This is a genomic window from Agrobacterium sp. LMR679, assembly GCF_027157905.1.
In the GTDB taxonomy this organism is placed as follows: Bacteria; Pseudomonadota; Alphaproteobacteria; order Rhizobiales; family Rhizobiaceae; genus Agrobacterium; species Agrobacterium leguminum.
In genome coordinates this window covers 1669908-1690452 of the sequence record NZ_JAPVOJ010000001.1, presented here as the reverse complement: position 1 = coordinate 1690452, position 20545 = coordinate 1669908, and the positions used below count along the sequence as shown (strand labels likewise).

17 protein-coding genes are annotated in these 20545 nt (G+C 60.0%); 11 read left to right on the top strand and 6 right to left on the bottom strand.

Annotated features, from left to right (window positions below):
• Positions 1 to 3 precede the first annotated feature (3 nt).
• The 3 genes from O3W47_RS07950 to panB all read left to right on the top strand — a co-directional run bounded on the left by O3W47_RS07950 (position 4) and on the right by panB (position 2639).
• Positions 4 to 774, top strand: a complete 771-nt coding sequence (locus O3W47_RS07950) for an enoyl-CoA hydratase-related protein (RefSeq protein ID WP_269313407.1) — start codon at positions 4 to 6, stop codon at positions 772 to 774.
• A gap of 150 nt (positions 775 to 924) precedes the next feature.
• On the top strand, positions 925 to 1803 hold the full coding sequence (gene panC / locus O3W47_RS07945) for a pantoate--beta-alanine ligase (RefSeq protein WP_269313406.1): 879 nt from the start codon (positions 925 to 927) through the stop codon (positions 1801 to 1803).
• Entirely contained in the window at positions 1800 to 2639 is an 840-nt protein-coding gene (gene panB / locus O3W47_RS07940; RefSeq protein WP_269313405.1) for a 3-methyl-2-oxobutanoate hydroxymethyltransferase, read from the top strand. The genes panC and panB overlap by 4 nt, the downstream gene beginning before the upstream one ends.
• Before the next feature lie 153 nt (positions 2640 to 2792).
• Here panB and rhaI read toward each other — a convergent pair whose 3' ends face one another.
• Together rhaI and O3W47_RS07930 are read right to left on the bottom strand one after the other, a co-directional pair.
• Positions 2793 to 4085 carry an L-rhamnose catabolism isomerase gene (rhaI, locus tag O3W47_RS07935; protein WP_269313404.1) on the bottom strand — a complete coding sequence of 431 codons (1293 nt, stop codon included), beginning with the start codon at positions 4083 to 4085 and terminating at the stop codon, positions 2793 to 2795.
• A gap of 189 nt (positions 4086 to 4274) precedes the next feature.
• Positions 4275 to 6371 carry a bifunctional rhamnulose-1-phosphate aldolase/short-chain dehydrogenase gene (locus O3W47_RS07930; RefSeq protein ID WP_269313403.1) on the bottom strand — a complete coding sequence of 699 codons (2097 nt, stop codon included), beginning with the start codon at positions 6369 to 6371 and terminating at the stop codon, positions 4275 to 4277.
• A gap of 200 nt (positions 6372 to 6571) precedes the next feature.
• Here O3W47_RS07930 and O3W47_RS07925 point away from each other — a divergent pair, with 200 nt between their 5' ends.
• From O3W47_RS07925 to O3W47_RS07895, 7 genes are all read left to right on the top strand, one after another.
• Entirely contained in the window at positions 6572 to 7402 is an 831-nt protein-coding gene (locus O3W47_RS07925; RefSeq protein WP_065118076.1) for a DeoR/GlpR family DNA-binding transcription regulator, read from the top strand.
• Positions 7403 to 7449: 47 nt separating this feature from the next.
• Positions 7450 to 8460, top strand: a complete 1011-nt coding sequence (gene rhaS, locus O3W47_RS07920; RefSeq protein WP_080819280.1) for a rhamnose ABC transporter substrate-binding protein — start codon at positions 7450 to 7452, stop codon at positions 8458 to 8460.
• Between the two features lie 204 nt (positions 8461 to 8664).
• Positions 8665 to 10200 (top strand): sugar ABC transporter ATP-binding protein, encoded by a 1536-nt coding sequence (locus O3W47_RS07915; RefSeq protein WP_170985939.1) that lies wholly within the window; start codon positions 8665 to 8667, stop codon positions 10198 to 10200.
• Positions 10201 to 10213: 13 nt separating this feature from the next.
• Complete coding sequence (locus O3W47_RS07910; RefSeq protein WP_137453814.1) at positions 10214 to 11215, top strand: ABC transporter permease; 1002 nt, start codon at positions 10214 to 10216, stop codon at positions 11213 to 11215.
• On the top strand, positions 11212 to 12216 hold the full coding sequence (locus O3W47_RS07905; RefSeq protein WP_137453813.1) for an ABC transporter permease: 1005 nt from the start codon (positions 11212 to 11214) through the stop codon (positions 12214 to 12216). Before O3W47_RS07910 ends, O3W47_RS07905 begins: the two co-directional genes overlap by 4 nt.
• 3 nt (positions 12217 to 12219) lie before the next feature.
• On the top strand, positions 12220 to 12543 hold the full coding sequence (gene rhaM, locus O3W47_RS07900; protein WP_127755676.1) for an L-rhamnose mutarotase: 324 nt from the start codon (positions 12220 to 12222) through the stop codon (positions 12541 to 12543).
• A complete protein-coding gene (locus tag O3W47_RS07895) occupies positions 12540 to 13922 on the top strand; it encodes an FGGY-family carbohydrate kinase (protein WP_137453812.1) in 1383 nt (460 codons plus the stop codon). The genes rhaM and O3W47_RS07895 overlap by 4 nt, the downstream gene beginning before the upstream one ends.
• A gap of 55 nt (positions 13923 to 13977) precedes the next feature.
• On the opposite strand, the gene O3W47_RS07890 is transcribed toward O3W47_RS07895, so the two are convergent.
• The 4 genes from O3W47_RS07890 to O3W47_RS07875 form a co-directional block, all read right to left on the bottom strand.
• Positions 13978 to 14814 (bottom strand): alpha/beta fold hydrolase, encoded by an 837-nt coding sequence (locus O3W47_RS07890; RefSeq protein ID WP_003522568.1) that lies wholly within the window; start codon positions 14812 to 14814, stop codon positions 13978 to 13980.
• 247 nt (positions 14815 to 15061) lie between these two features.
• Positions 15062 to 15757: an FkbM family methyltransferase gene (locus O3W47_RS07885; protein WP_137453811.1), complete on the bottom strand. Its 696-nt coding sequence runs from the start codon at positions 15755 to 15757 to the stop codon at positions 15062 to 15064.
• Positions 15758 to 15918: 161 nt separating this feature from the next.
• On the bottom strand, positions 15919 to 17841 hold the full coding sequence (locus O3W47_RS07880; protein ID WP_233284764.1) for a putative bifunctional diguanylate cyclase/phosphodiesterase: 1923 nt from the start codon (positions 17839 to 17841) through the stop codon (positions 15919 to 15921).
• Between the two features lie 21 nt (positions 17842 to 17862).
• Positions 17863 to 18369 (bottom strand): molybdopterin-dependent oxidoreductase, encoded by a 507-nt coding sequence (locus O3W47_RS07875; RefSeq protein WP_003522565.1) that lies wholly within the window; start codon positions 18367 to 18369, stop codon positions 17863 to 17865.
• Between the two features lie 617 nt (positions 18370 to 18986).
• Here O3W47_RS07875 and O3W47_RS07870 point away from each other — a divergent pair.
• Positions 18987 to 20423, top strand: coding sequence for an NAD-dependent succinate-semialdehyde dehydrogenase (locus O3W47_RS07870; protein WP_065657118.1), 1437 nt, complete (start codon positions 18987 to 18989; stop codon positions 20421 to 20423).
• Positions 20424 to 20545 lie beyond the last annotated feature (122 nt).

The following is a 20545-nucleotide window of genomic DNA, read 5'->3' as shown; positions in this document are numbered from 1 at the left end:
CGCATGGCGCACGAGTTGCTGAGCGAAAGACGCAAAGACGTTCTCTGGCTGACGCTCAACCGGCCGGAAGTACACAATGCCTTGAATTCTGCGATGACGGACGGCCTGACGACGGCCATCCGCACGGCATCCGGTGATGGCGGCCTGCGCGCCGTGGTGATAACGGCCGCGGGAGACCGCAGCTTCTGCTCCGGGGCCGATCTGAAAGAAAGCGCCGGCGGCATGTTCCTCTCGCGGGATGGAACCAACCCTATTGCCGATGTGATGCGTGCCATCGAGAGCTGCGACAGGCCCGTCATCGCCCGCATCAACGGTCGGGCTCTGGCCGGCGGGCTGGGCCTCATCGCCGCCTGCGATCTCGCCTATGCCGCCAACCATGCCGAATTCGGCCTGCCGGAGGTCCGCGTTGGGCTTTTCCCGGCCATGGTGGCGGCAAAGCTTCTGGCGAAGATACCCCTGAGCCAGCTTCAGGAAATGGCCTATCTCGGCGCCGCGATAAACGCCGCTGATGCGGAGCGCCTTGGCCTCGTCAACCGGGCTGTCCCGTCGGACGAACTCGATGGCGTGGTGGAGGATGTTCTCGCCCGGTTGCGGCAGAATGCGCCGGGCGCCATCGCGGCCGGAAAAGCGGCGTTGCTGAAGATGCGCGATATGCCCGCAGGCGACCGGCTCGCCTTTGCCGAAAGCGTCATCGCCACGATCAGCGGCAGCAACGAGGCGCGGGAGGGGCGATTGGCCTTTGCCGAAAAAAGAAAACCGCTCTGGGTGGGGTGATCGCCGCCATCTGTCCGAGCACCGGTTTTCTCGAAAGTCGTCATAGGGTTAATCGATATAATCCCGATGCGTCCGTTGACCCCGTTCGGCAAATCGAGTTCTATCCAGCACCTTTCGCCGGGCAGCGATTGGGGAAGCCGGAGGAGACCCATGCAGCTTGTAAAAACCGTCGCCGAATTGCGGGATGCCACCGCCGCCTTTCGCCGTGCGGGCAAAACCATCGGCTTCGTGCCGACCATGGGCTTTCTCCATATCGGCCATCTGACGCTTGTTGCCCAATCCAAGGCGGAAAACGACGTGACGGTGGTTTCGATCTTCGTCAACCCGCTGCAATTCGGTGCGAATGAGGATCTGGCCCGTTACCCCCGCGATCTCGCCCGCGACAGCGCATTGCTGGAAGAGGCGGGCATCGACATTCTTTTCGCACCAGAAGTCTCCGAGATGTATCCGCGCCCGATGCAGACCGTGGTGGATGTGCCCGAACTGGGAAGCCAGCTGGAAGGCGCGGTGCGGCCGGGGCATTTCGCCGGTGTTGCGACCGTCGTGACCAAGCTTTTTAATCTCGTCCAGCCGGATGCCGCCTATTTCGGAGAGAAGGATTATCAGCAGGTAACGCTGATACGCCGCATGGTCGAGGACCTCGCCCAGCCGGTCAGGGTCGTTCCCGTCGCCACGGTGCGTGAGGCGGATGGGCTCGCCTGTTCCTCGCGTAACGTTTATTTGAGCCAGGCGGAACGTGCCGCCGCCGTGATCGTGCCGCAGGCACTTGATGAGGCAGAACGGCTTTATGGCGAGGGCTTCGACGACCCCGCCGCATTCGAAGCCGCGATAGAAAAATTCATCGCCGCCGAGCCGCTGGCCTCACCGGAAGTCGTTGCGGTGCGCGATCCCGATACGCTCGCCCCCGTTGCTTCATTGCAGGCGGGACCGGTGCTGGTGGCGCTGTTCGTCAGGCTCGGCAGCACGCGGCTCCTCGACAACCGCGTCATCGGGCGCGACAGGATCAATCAACGGGAGGCGGCCGAATGAGCGCCCATGGAAAACACAAGCGGCTGACGACGGCCTCCATCCGGCAGATGAAAGGCGAGGCGCGCATCGTCTGCCTGACCGCCTATACCACGCCGATTGCCCGCCTGCTCGATCCGCATTGCGATCTGCTCCTGGTCGGCGATTCCCTCGGCATGGTGCTTTACGGCATGGACACCACCGTCGGCGTCACGCTGGATATGATGATCGCCCATGGCCGCGCCGTCATGCGCGGCGTCAACCGAGCATGCGTCATCGTCGATCTTCCCTTCGGCACCTATCAGGAATCGAAGGAACAGGCCTTCCGCAATGCCGTGCGGCTGATGCAGGAAACCGGTTGCGACGGCGTGAAGCTGGAAGGCGGCGAGGAAATGGCGGAGACTATCGCTTTTCTGGTGGCGCGCGGCATTCCGGTGTTCGGCCATGTCGGGCTCATGCCGCAGCTGGTTCACACCGCCGGCGGCTTCCGCTCGCTCGGACATTCGGATGCGGAAACGCAAAAAATCTGGCGCGACGCGATTGCGGTGGATCAGGCCGGCGCCTTCGCCATTGTCGTGGAAGGCACCGTCGAGCCGCTCGCCCGCGAACTGACCGAAAAACTCGCCGCGCCCACGGTTGGCATCGGCGCATCGCCGGCCTGCGACGGGCAGGTGCTCGTTTCCGATGACATGCTCGGCCTGTTTTCCGATTTCAAACCAAAATTCGTCAAGCGGTTCGCCGATCTTGGCCCAACGGTCTCCGAAGCAGCGGCAGCCTATGCCGATGAAGTTCGCTCGGGGGCGTTTCCCGGGCCGGAACATACGTTTCAGGTACACCGGCAATCGCCTTCGGGGAAGTGACACTATTTCCGTCATGCCGGACTCGATCCGGCATCCAGCCACGGCGCGTCTGCGCCGTGAAAGACTCTTGCGTGATCAATGACTTGATCGCACCTGGACCCCGGATCAAGTCCGGGGTGACGAGTGTGGGGACGTCCCCAAAAAACAACGCCCCTATACAATGCCGCCACTGCCGCCAACCGAAGCCGGGCGCTTCGCCGCCACCTGCTTGCGATAGCCGCTCGCACGATAAGTCGCCACCGGATCGATAGCGCCGCCCGCCAATTGCCGCGCCTGCGCAAGAATCGGTTCGACATCGGTGCGATAGGCCCGCTTCAGCATATCGGAAGCCATCAGCGCATCATTGTCCTGCTGGTAACCGTCGAGAGCCGCGCGATCCACCAGCAGCGCCTGCGCATAGGCGCGGCGGATTTCGTTGGCGCTGGAGATCAGGCTTTCTATCGGATCCGTCACATTATGCGACTGGTCGATCATATGGGCAGGATGGAAATCCTTCACGCCGCGATGTTCGGCATCCACCAGCTCGTTGAAAACGAGGAACAGGCGGTATGGCTCGATTGAACCGGCATCCAGATCGTCATCGCCATATTTGCTGTCGTTAAAATGGAAACCGCCGAGCTTGCCGAACTGGATGAGCCGGGCGACGATCATTTCGATATTGGTGTTCGGCGCATGGTGGCCGAGATCGACGAGGCAGAAGGCCTTTTCGCCGAGCGTATTGGCGATGAGGTAATTGGTGCCCCAGTCCTGCACGACGGTGGAATAAAAGGCCGGCTCATACATCTTGTGTTCGGAAAAGATGCGCCAGTCATCCGGCAACGCCTTGTAGATATCGGCCATGCCGGCAAGATAGCGCTCGAAGCTTCTGGTGAAATTGCTCTGACCGGGAAAGTTCGAACCATCGCCCACCCACACCGTCAGCGCTTTTGAGCCGATGGCATTACCGATCTCGATACATTCGATGTTGTGCTCGACGGCCTGACGGCGCGTGGCGGCATCCGTGTGGCTGAGCGAACCGTATTTGTAGGAATGGCTCTGGCCCGGCGCATCCGAAAACGTATTGGAGTTCATGGCGTCGAAGCCGAGACCCAGCGCATCGGCATGGGCTTTCAATCGCTTCGGGTCTTCCTTGTCCCACGGAATATGCAGGGAAACATTGGGCGTCGCCCGTGTCAGCTGGTTGATGACAGCGCAATCATCCAGCTTGTCGAAAATGCCGCGTGGCTCGCCCGTGCCGGGAAAACGGGCAAAACGGGTGCCGCCGGTGCCAACGCCCCAGGACGGCACGGCGACGAAAAACTCTGCCACTTTGGCCGTAACGGCATCGATATCGATGTTACGGCGCGCAAGCTGGTTGCCCAGCGCCTGATAGTCGTCTTTCTGTGCGCCGGCGCGCTTTTCGTTTTCAGCCGCGATCACATCGGCGGCGATTTTCGTCTCGGTCATCTTTTCCTCCCGGGAATCGGTCCAGTGCATGCTTAGCTTATCGACCTTATCTCCGTCATACCGGCCTTGAGCCGGTATCCAGTCGACGCGCGTCTGCGCGGCGGGATAAGTTCCTTCAGCCCAAGGACTTGGGCTGGCTGGATACCGGCTCAAGGCCGGAATGACGGAAATAAGAACGCGCCAAACGCCTTATCGCGTAAAACTCTGCGCGTTACCGGCATCAACATTAATGATGTTGCCGGTCGACTTGGCGGAAGCGTCGGACGCCAGGAAATAGATCGCCTCGGCGATGTCTTCTGGGAAGACGTTGAGCTTCAGCATTGAGCGTTTGCGGTAATGTTCCTCCAGATCGGTCACCTCGATCTTGGATGAAGCCGCGCGCTGCTCACGCCACTCACCATTCCAGATTTTCGAACCACGCAACACGGCATCGGGATTGACGGTGTTGACGCGAATGCCCGCTTCCGCACCTTCGAGCGCAAGGCAACGGGCGAGATGAATTTCCGCAGCTTTCGCCGTGCAATAGGCGGACGCATTGGGCGAGGAAGCAAGGCCATTCTTGGATGCAACGAACACCACATTGCCGCCGAGATTCTGACGCCGCAGCAGCCGGAATGCTTCCCGCGAAACGAGGAAATAACCCGTGGCGAGAATGTCGATATTCTTGTTCCACATGGCAAGCGTCGTATCTTCCACGGGTGCGGAGGAAGCGATACCGGCATTGGAAACGAGAATATCCACGCCGCCGAATTCCACGCTCGCTTCCGCGAAGGCCGCAATGACGGCATCCTCTTTCGTCACATCCAGCTTCACGCTGCGCACCGCGTCAGCGCTGTAACGCTTGACGAAATCGCCCTTGGCAGCCTCCAGCGCCGCCTCGTCGATATCGGCCAGCACAACGCAGGCGCCCTCGCCCGCCAGCCTTTCCGCCGTTGCCCGGCCGATACCGCCAGCACCGCCGGTGACAAATGCCACCCGGCCGGCAAGGCTCTTCGGCTTCGGCATCCGCTGAAGCTTTGCCTCTTCCAGCAGCCAATATTCGATATCGAAGGCTTCCTGCTCGGGAAGACCCTGATATTCCGACACGGTGGAAGCACCACGCATGACGTTGATGGCGTTGACGTAAAATTCGCCGGCAATGCGCGCCGTCGCCTTGTCCTTGGCGAAGGACAACATGCCCACGCCGGGGATCAGGAAGATCACCGGGTTCGGATCGCGCATCTTCGGCGAATTGTCGTGGCGGCAGGCCTCGTAGTAGCGGCTATAATCAGCGCGGTAAGCTTCAAGCGCCTTGTCGAGACCCGCCGTCAGCGCGTCCACATCCGGCTTCGCCGTATCGAGATCGAGGATGAGCGGGCGGATTTTCGTGCGCAGGAAGTGATCCGGGCAGGATGTGCCGAGGTTCCCAAGCGGCTTCAGGTCTTTCGAGTTGACGAATTCGAGAACCGCGTCCTGATCGTCGAAATGGCCGAGCTTGCGTTCCTCACGGCCGATGCGGCCACGGATTTCCGGCATCAACCGGGCGGCGATGGCGCGGCGTTCGGCAAGGGGCAGGCTCTTCGCCACCGCGCCGCCAAAAATCGTCTTGCCTTCGGTCTTGGCCGCAAACCATTCGATGGCCTTGTTGATAATAGCGAGCGTCAGCTCGTAACACGCCTTGGCGTCATTATCCCAGGTGAACAGGCCGTGACTTTCCAGCACGACGCCCTTGGCCTTAGGATTTGCCTTGACGAAAGCTTCGAGATCGAGACCGAGCTGGAAACCGGGACGACGCCAGGGCAGCCAGCCGATGTCATCGCCGAAGATCTGCTGCGTGAGTTCTTTCGAGTTTTTGGAGGCGGCAATCGCAATAATCGCATCCGGATGCATGTGATCGACATGATCGTAAGGCACGAAACCGTGCAGTGGCGTATCGATGGAGGCAGCACGCGGGTTGAGGTTGAAGGTGCAATGCGGCAGGAAGCCGACCATGCGGTCCTCGTCTGTAACACCCTTATAAATGCCCTTCAGCGCTTCCAGCTTGTCGAGATAAAGCGTCGCAAAACCATCGAGCTTGATGGTGCCGACATCACCGCCGGAGCCTTTGACCCACATGACGCGGACCTTCTCGCCCGTCAGCGGATCGGTTTCCAACACCTTTGCAGAGGTGTTGCCGCCGCCGTAATTGGTGATGCGCTTGTCCGCACCCAGCAGATTGGAGCGATAAAGCAGCTTGCCGGGCTCATCGAGCGTCCTGGCGTAAGCGTCGTCCCAACGGCTTTCGAGAAGGCGGGATGTTCCCGTCATGTCTTCCTCCCAATATCTGTCTGCATTCGCGGAGCCGATATCGGCCCGCCTCCTTTGATGGCAGGTATCGCGCATCCAAAAGCACAATGTCAATCAAAAACGATCATAAATTTTCATGTTGCAGCGCGATATTGATTAATTTGATCGTTCTTGATTGACAACGTAAAGAGATTGCGAATAATCACGGTCAGGAGGACCCCATGCACGAACGCGAACGCCATCGCATCATCTTGAGCGCCACACAGGAAAAAGCAGTCGTGACGGTGCAGGATATTGCTGAACTCACGGATGCGTCGGAAGCGACAATCCGCCGGGATATTGCGTCTTTGCACGTTCAGGGCAAGTTGCGGCGCGTGCGCGGCGGGGCGGAAGCGGTGCATCCGCCGCAGCTCGGCAATCTTGCCGCACGTCCCTTCCGCGTGTCCGAATCGGTCAATATCGACAAGAAACGCGCAATTGCGCGCAAGGCGGTCGATCTCTGCAATGATGGGGACGCAATCATCCTGAATGGCGGCACGACGACATTCCAGATGGTGCATTACATGGCGGCGCGCCGCCTGCAGGTGATGACCAATTCCTTCGCGATTGCCGAGCATCTGGTCAAGCATTCCAAATGCAGTGTCAGCGTGCCGGGCGGCGCGATCTATCGCGACCAGAGCCTTATCCTGTCGCCTTTCGAGAACGACGCGATCCGCAATTTTTATGCGCGACGGATTTTTCTCGGCGCGCAGGGTGTGGGCGCGCTTGGCATCATGGAATCCGACGCTTTGGTCATCCAGAGCGAACAGAAGCTGATGCGGCAGGCGGAAGAACTGATCGTGATGGTCGATTCCTCGAAATTCAGAAAACGATCCAGCCTGATTTTATGTCCGCTCGAAAACGTTACGACCATCATCACCGATGACGGGATTTCGGACGAAGCGGCAAGGATGGTGGAAGATGCCGGCGTCGAATTGCTGATCGCCGGTGCAGTCGCAGCGGGAAAAACCGCCGGTCCGCCGGATGAGGAGAATTCTTCTTCAGTCGCTTGAGGAGCGCTGGAGGGAAAAACAAGGTTCAAAACGGGAGGAAAAGGGACATGAAACTTACACGCAGAACATTGACCAGCGTTCTGGCACTCAGCGCGGCGCTCTCCGTCGCGGGGCTTGGCAGCGTTGCTGAGGCCGCAGACGTCAAGATAGCGCTGGTGGTCAAGTCACTCGGTAACGGCTTTTTCGAAGCCGCCAACAAGGGCGCGCAGGAGGCCGCAAAGGATCTCGGCGGCGTCGAGATCATCTATACCGGTCCGACCAGCACCACGGCGGAAGGCCAGATCGAAGTCATCAATTCGCTGATCGCGCAGGGCGTTGATGCCATCGCCATTTCCGCCAACGACCCCGACGCGGTTGTTCCCGCACTGAAAAAGGCGGCACAGCGCGGCATCAAGGTCATTTCCTGGGATTCCGGCGTGGCGCCCGAGGGCCGCATTCTCCAGCTCAATCCTTCTTCCAACGCGCTGATCGGCAAGATGTGCCTGCAGCTCGCCGCATCGCATCTGGAAGGCGGCAAGGGTGACTTCGCCATCCTTTCGGCCACCACCACCTCCACGAACCAGAATATCTGGATCGATGAGATGAAGAAGCAGCTGAAGGACTTCCCCGGCCTCAACCTTGTCACCACGGTTTACGGTGACGACCTTGCCGACAAGAGCTACCGCGAAGCGCAGGGTCTGCTCTCCTCGCAGCCGAATGTGAAGGTCATCGTAGCGCCGACGACGGTTGGCGTTCTCGCCGCCTCGCAGGCCGTGAAGGATGCCGGCAAGATCGGTCAGGTCTTCGTGACCGGCCTTGGCCTGCCGTCGGAGATGGCCGGCGCCATCAAATCAGGCGCCACCAAGGAATTCGCCATCTGGAACCCGATTGACCTCGGTTACTCCGCCACCCAGATCGCCTATCGCCTTGTGAAGGGCGAAGCCGACGGCAAGCCGGGCTCGGAAATCGAAGCCGGCCGCATGGGCAAGATCAAGGTTGGCGAAAACAGCGAAGCGGCGATGGCTGATCCGTTCATCTACGACGCGAAGAATATCGATCAGTTCTCGAAGATTTTCTGATCTGAGAAGTGACGGCAGTGCGTGGAGGGCACCCCCTCTGCCCTGCCGGGCATCTCCCCCTCAAGGGGGAGATCGATATGCCGCACCCGCTCGATCCATAAAGCAGGGTGCTATCCGCTTGCCGATCTCCCCCTTGAGGGGGATGCCCGGCAGGACAGAGGGGTGCCCCTCGCCGCTCCACTCAAAACTGACCGGTAAGACGGAATGATGCGTGCTGAAACCCAAACCATAGACATCCCAGCGACTTCCAGCGCTACGCCCATTCTCGAAATGCGCGGCATCAGCCAGATATTCCCCGGCGTGAAGGCGCTGGATGGCGTCGATATCGCACTTTATCCCGGCAAGGTCACCGCGCTGATCGGCGAGAACGGCGCGGGCAAATCCACGCTCGTCAAAATCCTCACCGGCATCTACCGCCCGAACGAAGGCGAAATCCTTCTCGATGGCAAGGCCGTTACCTTTCACGGCGCACAGGATGCCATCGATGCCGGCGTCACCGCCATTCATCAGGAAACCGTGCTGTTCGACGAACTTTCGGTCGGCGAAAACATCTTCCTCGGCCATGCGCCCAAAGGCCGTTTCGGCCTCATCGACTGGAAAACCATCAATGAGCGCGCAAGAATTCTGCTGGAACAGCTCGAAAGCACCATCGATCCTACCATCCGGTTGAAAGACCTGTCGATTGCCCAGCGCCATCTCGTGGCCATCGCCCGTGCGTTGTCAGTCGAGGCGCGTATCGTGATCATGGACGAACCGACGGCTGCGCTTTCCCGCAAGGAGATCGATGATCTCTTCCGCATCGTCGAGAACCTCAAGCGGCAGGGCAAGGCGATCCTCTTCATCAGCCACAAGTTCGATGAAGTCTATGAAATCGCGGAGAATTACGCCGTGTTCCGCGACGGGAAAATGGTCGGAGCCGGCACACTCGCCACCACGCCACAGGATGAGATCGTGCGCCTGATGGTCGGTCGCGACGTGACGAACGCCTTCCCCAAGCAAGCCGTCACTCTGGGGCCAACGGTTTTGTCGATTCGCGATTATTCGCACCAGACGGAATTCCGCGATATTTCGCTTGAGCTGCGCAAAGGCGAGATTCTCGGCCTTTACGGGCTGATCGGCGCCGGTCGTTCCGAACTTTGCCAGTCGCTATTCGGCATCACCCGACCGGCCTCTGGCGAGGTGACACTGAACGGCCAGCCGCTCACCATTCGTTCGCCGGAGGATGCGATCCGCGCCGGCATCGTTTACGTGCCGGAAGAGCGCGGCCGCCACGGGCTGGCGCTGGACATGCCAATCTATCAGAACATGTCGCTGCCCTCTCTCACGCGCACCTCGCGCAAAGGGTTTCTCGCCGCCGCCAATGAATTTGCGCTGGCGCGCAAATATGCCTCGCGGCTCGACCTGCGCGCCGCCGCACTCTCAGTGCCTGTTGGCACGCTTTCGGGCGGCAACCAGCAGAAGGTGGTGATCGGCAAGTGGCTCGCCACCCAGCCCAAGGTCATCATCCTCGACGAGCCGACCAAGGGCATCGATATCGGCTCGAAGGCCGCCGTGCATGGCTTCATCAGCGAGCTTGCGGCCGAGGGGCTTTCCATCATCATGATTTCATCCGAACTTCCCGAAATCCTCGGCATGTCCGACCGCGCCATCGTCATGCGCGAAGGCCTGATGGCGGGCCAGTTCGAACGCGCCGATTTTTCTCCGGAAAAGCTGGTGCGCGCCGCCACCGGCAATGCCTGAGAGGGGCAACCACATGCAACGTCTACTCAAAAATCGCGAATGGCTGCTGGCGGGCATCATCATCGTCATGATCGCCGGTTTTGCGCTGCGCGCGCCCGGTTTCAGCCGGCCCGGCAATCTCGTCAATATCTTCAACGACACGTCCATCCTCATCATTCTGGCGCTTGGCCAGATGGCGGTCATTCTCACCAAATCCATCGATCTTTCGGTTGCCGCCAATCTCGCCTTTACCGGCATGGCCGTGGCCATGACCAATGCCGCCTTTCCCGGCATTCCCCTGCCGCTTCTCATCGTCATGGCGGTCGGCATCGGTGCGTTTCTCGGCTCGCTCAACGGCGTACTGGTCTGGTGGCTCGGCATTCCGCCCATCGTCGTCACGCTCGGCACGCTCACCATCTATCGCGGCATGGCCTTCGTGCTCTCTGGTGGTGGCTGGGTGAATGCGCACCAGCTTTCGCCGACCTTCCTCAATGTACCGCGCACCGTGATCCTCGGTATGCCGGTTCTTTCATGGGTGGCGATCCTCATCATCGCCGGTGCCTGGCTAGTGCTCAGCCGCACCTCCTTCGGCCGCTCGACCTATGCATCAGGCGGCAACCCCGGTGCTGCCGTTTATGCGGGCATCGATGTCGGCCGCACGCGCTTTTTCGCCTTCGTGCTCTCAGGCGCGCTGGCCGGGCTCGCCAGCTATCTCTGGGTCTCGCGTTACGCCGTTGCCTATGTGGATATCGCAGCCGGTTTCGAACTGGATAGCGTCGCGGCAAACGTGATCGGCGGCATCTCCATTGCCGGCGGCATCGGCTCGGTCGCCGGCGCCGTGCTTGGCGCGCTGTTCCTCGGCGTCATCAAGAACGCGCTGCCCGTCATCGGCATCTCACCCTTCGCGCAGATGGCGATATCAGGCGTGGTGATCGTGCTTGCCGTCGTCTTCAACGCCCGCGCCGAAGCTCGAAAAGGCCGCATCATCCTGCGCGACCGGGCCGCAGCCGATCAGGCCAAGGAGGCCGCAGCATGACCTCGCAACCGACACAGCCCCCACGCATCATCCCGGACAAGCTCGGTACGCCGCTGCGCCGTGTCATGGCCAGCTGGGAAGTGCTGCTGCTTGGCGTTGCGATCCTGATCTTCATCGCCAATTCGCTCGCCTCGCCCTATTTCCTCAATGCCTGGAACCTCTCCGACGCAACCTTCAATTTCACCGAAAAGGCGATCATCGCCTTTGCCATGGCGCTGCTGATCATTGCCGGTGAAATCGATCTATCCGTCGCCGCCATCATTGCGCTTGCCTCCACCGCCATGGGTGCGGCGGTGCAGATGGGCGTCGGCATGCCCGGCCTCGTCGCCATCGGCATCGGCACCGGGCTTTTGTGCGGGGCTTTCAACGGCTTTCTGGTCGCCGGGCTGAAACTGCCGTCCATCGTCGTCACCATCGGCACGATGAGCCTGTTTCGCGGCATCTCCTATATGGTGCTGGGCGATCAGGCCTATGGCAAATATCCGGCCGACTTCGCCTATTTCGGCCAGGGTTACGTGATCTCGGTCATATCCTTCGAATTCGTGCTGTTCATCGTCATGGCTGTCCTCTTCGCCATTCTGCTGCACGCCACCAATTTCGGCCGGCAGGTCTATGTCATCGGCACCAATCCCTTCGCCGCCCGCTTCTCCGGCATTCCCGTCGAGCGGGTGAAGTTCATCCTCTTCCTGCTCACCGGCCTGATGAGCGGCATCGCCGCCGTCTGCCTCACCTCGCGGTTGGGCTCTACACGCCCGTCCATCGCTCAAGGGTGGGAGCTTGAAGTGGTGACCATGGTGGTGCTGGGCGGTGTCTCCATTCTCGGTGGCTCGGGCACCATTGCCGGCGTCGTCATCGCTGCCTTCGTCATGGGCCTTGTCACCTTTGGTCTTGGGCTGCTGAACGTGCCTGGTATCGTCATGTCGATCTTCGTCGGCCTGCTTTTGATCGTCACCATCGCCATCCCCATCGTCGTCCGCCGCCTTCGCGCCATGAGAAGTTAAGCCATGCCTGAACTTGAAAAACACGCCTTCAAGATGAAGCTCTTTCCCGGCAAGCAGGCGGAATATAAAAAACGCCATGACGAGATATGGCCGGAACTGGTGACGCTGCTGCATGAGGCGGGTGTGAGCGATTACTCCATCCATCTCGACCCGGAAACCAACATCCTGTTCGGCTTGCTGACGCGCCCCAAGAACCACGGCATGGCGGCGCTGCCCGACCACCCCGTGATGAAGAAGTGGTGGGCGCATATGGCCGACATCATGGAGAGCAATCCCGATCATTCGCCGGTCGCAAAAGATCTGGTGACGGTGTTCCATCTGCCATGAGCGAGAGTATCAGACCGGGCCGCGTCGCGGTCATCGATATCGGCAAGACCAATGCCAAGGTCGTCGTCATCGACACCGGCAGCGGCGAGGAGATTGCCGCTGAGAAACAGGCGAACCCCGTCCTTCGCGACGGAATTTATCCGCATTACGATGTGGAAATGCTCTGGCGCTTCATTCTCTCCGCGCTTCAGCGTTTCGGCCAGAAGCCCGGTTTCGATGCGATTTCCATCACCACCCATGGCGCTTCGGCAGCACTTCTCAATGGAAATGGCGATCTCGCCATGCCGGTGCTCGATTATGAACACGGCTATCCCACAGCCATTGAGGCAGCCTATCGCGGCATCAGGCCCGATTTTGCCGAGACCGGCTCACCGCAGCTTCCCGTCGGGCTGAACCTTGGCGCGCAAATCCATTTCCAGAAAACGGCCTTTCCGGACGACTTCTCCAGAGTTCGCAGCATCGTCACCTATGCGCAATATTGGGCGGGACGGCTGACGGGCATTCAGGCCACGGAAACGACCTCGCTCGGCTGTCATACCGATCTCTGGAACCCACGGCGGAAAAGTTTCTCCTCGCTCGTCGCGCGTCTCGGTATCGAACAATTGATGGCGCCGGTTCGCTCCGCTTTCGATGTGTTGGGAACAATTCGCCCGTCGCTGGCGCTGGAAACCGGTCTTTCACCGCATATGCCGGTCTATTGTGGCATCCACGATTCCAACGCATCGCTCCTGCCGCATCTTCTGCGCCGGGACGGTGATTTTTCGGTCGTCTCCACCGGCACCTGGGTGGTGAATTTCGCCATCGGCGGCGCGACGGGCGCACTCGATCCCACCCGTGACACACTCCTGAATGTCGATGCTTTCGGCCGTCCCGTTCCCTCGTCGCGCTTCATGGGCGGCAGGGAGTATGAAATGCTGGCGCAGCAATTCGGGACAGCGGAAGACGAAGCGATAGAAGCGGCTCTCGGCAGCGTGGTTGCCAGCGGCATGATGCTGCTGCCGAGCGTCGTCAGCGGCTCCGGCCCCTTTCCGGACAAGGCGGCGCGCTGGATTGGCGATGAAAATGCCACGGCGGCGGAACGGCACGCAGCGACGTCGCTTTATCTGGCGCTGATGACCGACTGCAGCCTCTCGCTCATCGGGCGGAAAGGTCCGATCCTTGTGGAAGGCCCCTTCGCCAGCAACACCCTTTATCTGAAGGCGCTCGCCGGCTTTGCAGAGACCGAAGTAACGGCGGTAGAAGGATCCACGGGCACCAGCGCCGGTGCGGCCCTGCTCACCGGCATCAAGCCGCTTGCCGGTCGCGAGCGCCATTTCACGCCACACGACATTCCCGGTCTCGCTTCTTACCGCAATGCCTGGCGAGGCCACATGGCCTGATGCGAAACGCAAAATGCGGCCGAATGATCGGCCGCATTGTGGTTTTGCAGAAGGATCAGCCCTTGATGAAGGCCAGAAGATCGGCGTTCAGCACATCGGCATTCACGGTCAACATGCCGTGTGAGAAGCCGGGATAGGTCTTCAGCGTGCCGTTTTTCAACAGCTTCACCGATTTCAGGGCGGAGTCGGCAATCGGCACGATCTGGTCGTCTTCACCATGCAGCACCAGCGTCGGAACGCTGATATTCTTCAGGTCCTCGGTCTGGTCGGTTTCCGAGAAGGCCTTGATGCCGTCGTAATGGGCCTTTGCGCCGCCCATCATGCCCTGACGCCACCAGTTCTGGATAACGCCTTCATGAACGGTCGCACCATCGCGGTTGAAGCCGTAGAAGGGGCCGGCCGGCACATCGCGGAAGAACTGCGCACGGTTTGCGGCGAGCGACGAGCGGAAGCCGTCAAAAACCTCCATCGGCAGACCTTCCGGATTGGCCTCGGTCTTGAGCATCAGCGGCGGCACGGCGGAAACGAGAACCGCCTTGGCGACACGGCCGGCGGGTTCGCCATGTTTTGCGACATAACGGGCGACTTCGCCGCCGCCGGTGGAATGGCCGATATGGACGGCATTCTTCAGGTCGAGAGCTTCGACGACGGCAAAGGCGTCGGCGGCGTAGTGATCCATGTCGTGACCGTCGGCAACCTGGGCGGAACGACCATGGCCACGGCGGTCATGGGCGACGACGCGAAAACCCTTGGAAACGAAGAACAGCATCTGCGCATCCCAGTCATCGGACGAGAGCGGCCAGCCATGGTGGAACATGATCGGCTGGGCATCCTTCGGGCCCCAGTCCTTGTAGAAGATTTCGGTTCCGTCTGTCGTCTTAACAAAGCCCATGATCGTTTCTCCTTCGGTTGCGTTGGCATCTCCGGCACAGCCTGTTGTGCGCCGGTTTGATGGAGGGATGATGACGCAGGATAACGCTTGCAACAATTGCAACAATAATTGGGAATGAATTGCCGTTTATGAAATTATCTTCTCGACCCGGATACCAATCCGGCACACGTGTCGACCCGCTCCGCGCCCTCATGCAAGTGTGAGAACGGAGATGACGGGCGGACGGTTCCGTGAATTCGGCGCGGCCTCAGTCCACCTCGGGATCGTATTCCCTCGGGCTCTCGTCCTTCGAGAACAGGACACAGGGCCCGCGTGAACCGCGCGGATCATAGGCATATCCCTTGGCGGTCAGCGCCTGCATGATATCGCGAACGCCGGCGAGACCGTAAAGATGGTCATGCAGCTCCACGAATATCCGCTCCACGCCGGTCAGATCGGCCCTGCCGAGCAGATCGCGTTCCGCACCCTCGATATCCATCACGAGCGCGGTGATGCCCCGGCTGGCGATAAATTCATCGATATTGGCGGAGGAAATTTCGATGCGTTTTTCATAGGGCCCCTGGTTTTCGTCCATGGACGACATCCAGAGATCCCTGCGGACATAAAAAGGATAGGAGCTCGGCTGGTCGGCGGTGAGAAGCCCCTGCGAAAACACGACATTGCCCCGGCAATTGGCCTTGATCACCCGCTCTGCCAGCGCCGCGGTGGAAGGGTTGGCCTCGAAAGCCCAGACGGAAACATCCTCGATGCCGGCAATGATCGAGGTGATGATGCCGATACCGGAGCCCAGCTCCAGCACGCGATCGCCGGGCTTGATGGCTTTCAGGACGCTGCGAGCCTCTTTCGCCTCATAGCTGCCGTCGGTCAGCGCCTGCCAGATGACCGGCGACACCTCATCGGAAGAGAGGGGAAGGGCAACTCCATGCACGTCCAGTATTTCCATGTCTCAAGCCTTTTCGCAAAACCCGGCCGCTTCGTCGCAATGATCCCATATCGACCGGGAATGCTCTACAGCATCGTTGCGGCAACCGGTATCGGTTTTCGCAAGCAACACTATGACGTGGTAAAAATTCAAGATACGGCCGCCGCCAAAACAGGCGCGTCTCAGACAGAGCTCCAGGCCACAAGCTCCTTGGCCGGCAACGGTCTGCTGATCAGATATCCCTGAACCTGATCGCAGCCCAGACGCCTGACGCATTCATATTGCTCTTCCGTCTCGATACCTTCCGCAATCGTCGTCATCCGTAGGCTGCGGCCGACGCCGACCACGAATTCAACGATCGCCAGCGCGTCGCGGTCGCTGGTGATATCGCGCAGGAACGAGCGGTCGATCTTGATCTTGTCGAAGGGCACGCCGCGCAGATTGGCGAGCGACGAATAGCCTGTCCCGAAATCGTCCATGGCGATCTTGATGCCGACGGCCTTCAGGCGCGACAGCGTGTTGATCGTCTGGTCGCTCTTGTTGAGAAGGATCGATTCGGTGATTTCAAGCTCGAGCCGGCTGGGTTCCAGGCCGCTTTTCTCAAGCGCGCCCATAACGTTCTGGATGAGGCTGGTGCTGTGGAACTGAACCGGTGACAGATTGACCGCCACCTTCATGTCCTCGTCCCAGCCCATCGCCTCGCGGCAGGCGGTTTCCATTACCCATTTTCCGAGCGAATGGATGAGGCCCGTTCTTTCCGCAACGGGAATGAACACGCTGGGCGGCACATCGCCGCGCACCGGATGTTTCCAGCGCAGCAGCGCCTCGAAGCCGCAAAGCTTGCGGGTCTGCGTCGCCACCTGCGGCTGGTAATAGACCTCCATCTCGTCGTTCTGCAACGCGGTCTGCAGGTCGGCCTCGAAGGATTTCTTCTCGGTGAGCTGCTTCTGCATGCGGACCTTGAAAACGCTCGCGCGACCGGGGCCGATGGCTTTCGCCTCGTAAAGCGCCAGATCCGCGCGCTTGAACAATTCATCCGCATCCACTGCGCCATGCGATATGGCGATGCCGATGCAGGTGCCGATTTTGACCTCCTGCTCCCCCAGCTGGTAGGTGCGGCTGATCTGGTCGATGAGCTTGGTGGCAAGACGGCGGGCGGCATCCTCGTTCAGATCGTCGGAAACGACGGCAAATTCGTCGCCGCCCAGGCGGCAGACCATGTCATAATCGCCGCCGATGGCCGACAGGCGCTGCGCCACGGCCTGAAGCAGCGCATCGCCGGCATCATGGCCGAGCGTATCGTTAACGTCCTTGAACCCGTCGAGATCGAGCAGGAGGATGGCTGTCGTTCCCGTCCCGCCGAAGGATCGGCGCAACCTCTCGATCAGCTCCTGCCGGAACAGCGCGCGGTTCGGCAGTCCCGTCAGCGCGTCGTGATAGGCGTCGTGTTCGAGCCGGACATTCTTCGCCTGCAATTCCAGCGTCGCGGCGCGCAGATCGTCCGTCAGGCCGCGCATGCTTTTCTGCGCACGGTTCAGAAGATCGTTCTGGCGAAGCAGCAATATGACAAGCGCGATACCGCACAGGATGAGGCCGCCCGCCAGCGCGGTATAAACGATATGCAGCTTGCGCACATCCTCATGGGCCGTATCGATCAGATTGACGTCATAAGCGACGGAAGAGGAGGCGAGCGTCGTCATCGGCGCATCGAGCGCGCTCATCGTCGCCAGCAGATCCGGAACCTCGGCCGGATTGAGGTTGTTCACCTGCTGCTCCAGACGGGCCAGAACGGCATCGAGGCGGGTTACGAGATCCCGCCACTGCTGTTTTTCATTGATGAAGGCCCCGAGATTGCCCTGCTTCAAAAGCTCAAGGCGGCTCAGCATGATGTCCAGACGCAGTTGCAGCTCATCCCGGTCGATCTTGCCGGGATTGAGCGCAAACACGGCCAGTTTGTTCTGGAGGCGCAGATATTCGGCTACGGTCTGGCTGACGGCCCAGGAATCATTGTAGCGGGCAAATTTCTGCAGAGCGGTCTGCCGCTCGGCAATGACGAAAGCGATATAGCCCGTTGCCAGGACGAAGCAACAGATGATCACCGCCACAAGTTTTCGCAAACGGCACCTTTATTCCACTATCAGTTTGGCAACTTGCCATGCGGACCGCGAATAATACGTCTGCTTCTGCAGCTCCGGATCGCTGTCATAGGGATAGATGACGAACAACGGGCCTTTTTCGCGAACTGTCATGTAGTTGCCATCCAGCTTGATCGCCAGAATAACGTTAAATTTCTTAAAATCTTCAATCGGTATCGTGCTGACATAATCGTTAAGAGCGACCGCCGTGACGCTGGTGCCCTTTGCGCCGACGACATCCATCAATTTTGCCAGCGAAACACCATCGAAACGGACGCGGCCATCATGCCAGGGCGTCGTCGTCTCCACCGTCACCATGCCGAGCGCTTCCAGCATGTCACGATCAAAAACCGCGGCGCCCTCGCCATTCGTATTGGCGATGTTTCCGGATATGGTTAATATCGGTTTTCCTTGCGGTTTGGCAATTTCGCCGGCTTCGGCACAGGAAAGCCACGCGAGCGACAAGAACGCACTGAGAAGTACCCGGGCGAAACTCATACTTTTTCTCCATCGATAACGTTCAGGTCGAGGGTTTTCGCCAACCTTTGAAGGTTAAGGGAACCGACGCTAGCAATATATATCAGGAATGGATGTTATATCCTCACTGAGATTTTATCCGTATTTTCTCTAGGTTTTGAGTAAACCGTTTGGATAAGTTTTCCGTCTTATTGTATTTTTTCAGGTCATGCGTCCCATTATGACACAAGCGACAAGCTCCGGAGACCCCTCCCGATAATTCGTCAGGTGCGACAAAGGCCGAATTGTGGCGAGAGCCTTTCCGTGGTCGCGCAGCTTCATCTGATTCGCCTGGGGCAGCCGGATAAGCGAAGACCAGTCCGCGTGCCGGATTGAAATGACGAATGGCAAATTCCGCGTCACGGAAAAATCATGGCGATTGCCGGCGCGCACGGTTGAAACGTACCGCCCGGACCTTAATATAAAGGCTGTCGTTTCCGTTTCCGACAATTCCAGAAGCTCCCGTCGGAAATATCCAGACACATGTTCCGCGCAGCGAAAGCCGCGATGCCGGATATCGTCCGGCCAGGAAAATTCTGTTCACGTCTCCGGGCCGGACGGCATTTCGCCGTATCGGCCGCATCATGAAGGTAGCCCCTATGCACACCTATCCCGACATCAAACTTCTCATTGATGGCGAATGGCGAGACGCCGTTTCCGGCAAGACGATCGCCGTGTCCGATCCGGCAACCGACGAGATCATCGGCGCGATTGCGCATGCCGAGAAGGAAGACCTCGATCTGGCGCTTGCCGCCGCCGAGCGCGGTTTCAGGGTGTGGCGCGACACCTCGCCTTTCGAGCGCTCGAAGATCATGCGCAGGGCGGCCGATCTCCTGCGCGAGCGCAAGGACAAGATCGCCTACATCATGACCCGCGAACAGGGCAAGCCGCTGGCGCAATCCGGTACTGAAATCATGGGCGCCGCCGATACCATCGACTGGTTCGCCGAAGAAGCACGCCGCACCTATGGGCAGGTCATTCCGGCGCGCGCAACCGGCGTTTCGCAGCTTGCCATCAAGCTGCCGGTCGGTCCCGTCGCGGCGTTTACGCCGTGGAACTTCCCGATCAACCAGATCGTCCGGAAGCTTTCCGCAGCGCTTGCCACTGGCTGCTCCATCATTGTCAAGGCCCCGGAAGAAACACCGGCGTCACCGGCTGAACTGATCCGCGCTTTCGTGGATGCCGGCGTACCGGCGGGCGTCATCGGCCTCGTTTACGGCGTTCCATCCGAGATTTCGGAATATCTGATCCCGCATCCGGTCATCCGCAAGATCTCCTTCACCGGATCCACTCCCATTGGCAAACATCTGGCCGCGCTTGCCGGCAAGCACATGAAGCGCGCCACGATGGAGCTTGGCGGCCATGCGCCGGTGATGATCTTTGACGACGCCGATATCGACAAGGCAATCGAAGTCACCTCGCTTGCCAAGTTCCGCAATGCCGGCCAGGTCTGTGTCGCCCCCACCCGCTTCCTCGTGCAGGACGGCGTTGCCGACCGTTTCCTTGAAGGTTTCGTGGAAGCGACGAAGGCCATCAAGGTCGGCAACGGGCTGGAAGACGGCGTCATCATGGGGCCGCTCGCCAATGAGCGCCGCATTCCGGCGCTGGAAGGCCTCATCAACGACGCCGTTTCCCATGGTGCAGAATTGAAGACCGGCGGCCGCCGCATCGGCAACAAGGGCAATTTCTTCGAGCCGACGGTTCTCGCCAATGTGCCGACCACCGCCAAAATCATGAATGACGAACCCTTCGGCCCGGTCGCCATCATCAATCGCTTCTCGAGCTTCGATGACGCCATCACCGAGGCGAACCGCCTGCCCTTCGGCCTTGCATCCTATGCCTTCACCGGCTCGGTCAAGACCGCCCACGCGCTTGGCCAGCAGGTCGAGGCCGGCATGCTGACCATCAACCACAACGGCCTTGCGCTTCCGGAAGTCCCCTTCGGCGGCATCAAGGATTCCGGTTATGGCACGGAAGGCGGCTCGGAAGCGGTTCAGGCCTATCTGGAGACCAAATTCGTCAGCCAGATGAGCTGACGCTTTTTTGGCGAACCCGGAGCATCCGCACCTTCGTCACCCCGGCCTCGAGCCGGGGTCCAGCCAGCACAAGTCCCTGGGCTGAAAAGACTCTATTCGCCGCGCAGACGCGCGTCGGCTGG